This is a genomic window from Streptomyces sp. MS191, assembly GCF_008042125.1.
Classification (GTDB): Bacteria; Actinomycetota; Actinomycetes; order Streptomycetales; family Streptomycetaceae; genus Streptomyces.
Map to the genome: position 1 here is coordinate 1 of NZ_RDBI01000167.1, position 1,948 is coordinate 1,948.

At 71.1% G+C, this 1,948-nt stretch carries 2 protein-coding genes; both read left to right on the top strand.

All coding sequences use genetic code 11. The annotated features are described in order from the left end of the window. The coding region (locus EAO71_RS36110; protein ID WP_410094339.1) for an SGNH/GDSL hydrolase family protein at positions 1-766 on the top strand (766 nt) is incomplete at its 5' end. A gap of 91 nt (positions 767-857) precedes the next feature. Then, the coding region (locus tag EAO71_RS36115) for a glycoside hydrolase family 36 N-terminal domain-containing protein (protein ID WP_187282975.1) at positions 858-1,948 on the top strand (1,091 nt) is incomplete at its 3' end.

Genomic DNA, 1,948 nt, shown 5'->3' on the forward strand with positions numbered 1-1,948 from the left:
ATCCCTCACCCTGCTGGGCACGCTCGGCGCCCTGCTGGTCGGCACCGGCACCGCCCAGGCCGCCGGCGAACGCTATGTCGCGCTCGGCGACTCCTATTCCTCCGGTGTCGGCGCCGGCTCCTACCTGTCGAACAGCGGCAGCTGCAAGCGCAGCTCCAAGTCCTACCCCGCTCTGTGGAGCGCGTCGAACGCCCCTGCCTCGTTCAGCTTCGTCGCCTGCTCCGGCGCCACCAGCACGACGGTCCGCAACAGCCAGCTCGGCAGCCTGGCCGGCTCGACCACGCTCGTCAGCGTCAGCGCGGGCGGGAACGACATCGGCTTCGCCGACATCATGAGCGTGTGCGTCCTCCAGTCCGACCAGGCCTGCATCAACGCCGTGAACACCGGCACGGCCAAGGCGCGCAACGAGCTCCCCGGGCAGCTGGACCAGCTCTACTCCGGCATCCGCTCCCGCTCACCGGGGGCCCGGGTCATGGTGCTCGGCTACCCCAGGTTCTACCAGCTCGGCAGCTGCATCGTCGGCATCGGCGACACCAAGCGCAAGGCCCTGGACGACGCCGCCGACACGCTGAACTCGGTCATCAGCGGGCGCGCGGCCGCGGCCGGGTTCCGGTTCATCGACGTCCGCGGCCCCTTCACGGGCCACGAGATCTGCTCGGGCGACGCATGGATCCACAGCACCCGCATCCCCGTCGACGAGAGCTACCACCCCAACACCAAGGGGCAGCAGTACGGGTACCTGCCGTCCTTCGACGCCATCGCCTGACGCACATCCCCCACGACCGGTGCGCACGGCACCGGTCATGGGCCCCTCGGCCGATCCCCCGGGACGGCCCTACGCCACCAAGGAGACGGGCATGCCCCTGGCCCGATACGACCCCGCCACCGGCCTGCTGCTCCTGACCGCCGCGAACTCCGGCTACGCCGTACGCCTGGACCCGCTCAGCGGCAGCTTCCGACTCGTGCACTGGGGGCCGGCGCTCACCTTCGACGAAGCCCTCACCGCGCCGCTGCCCGAGGGCCCTCAGGACAGCTTCGCCGGACCCTGGGACGGCACGGAGGAGTTCGCCGTCGAAGCCGGCCCACGCTACGGACCACCCGGCCTCGCCGTGCGCTTCGCCGACGGCGACCACCTGCTCTCCCCCGTCCTGGAAGACTGCTCGACCCACTTCGACGCCGACAGCGCCCAGGCCGTGATCCGCATGCGCGACAGTGTCAGGCCCCTGGCCTGGGAGCTGCACTACACCGTCCGGGAACAGAGTCCCGTCATCGAGCGGCGGATCCTGATCGAGCACACCGGCACCGCCGCGGACGGGCCCGTCACCCTTGACCGGTGGGCATCCGCCCAGTGGACCCTGCCGCACCGCGAGACGTACCGGGTCAGCTGCATCCACGGCGGGTGGAGCCGCGAAGGCCGGCTGCAGCGCAGGGAACTGCCCATCGGCGAGTTCACGCTCACCAGCCGCCGCGGTCACACCGGACACGACGCGGGCCCCTGGATGATGCTCGACGACACGAGCACCGGTGAAGAACACGGCGAGACGTGGACCATCCAGATCGCCACCAGCGGCACCTGGCGCATGACCGCCCTGCACACCACGACCGGCCGGTGCTCCGTCACCGCCGCAGCCGGGCACGAAGGGGCCGAACGAGTCCTGCATCCCGGCCAGACCCTCCGGACACCGACCAGCGCCGGCTGCTGGAGCGACGGAGGCTTCGGCGCGGCGTCCCGCACCCAGCACCGCTGGGTCCGCGACCACGTCCTCCCCCACCCGGACGAAACCAGGCCCGTGCTCTACAACTCCTGGGAGTCCACCGGTTTCGACATCACCGAGACCAACCAGAAGGAGCTCGCCACCCGCGCCGCCGCCCTCGGCGTCGAACTGTTCGTGGTCGACGACGGCTGGTTCGGCACCCGCGACGACGACCGGAGCGGCCTGGGCGAATG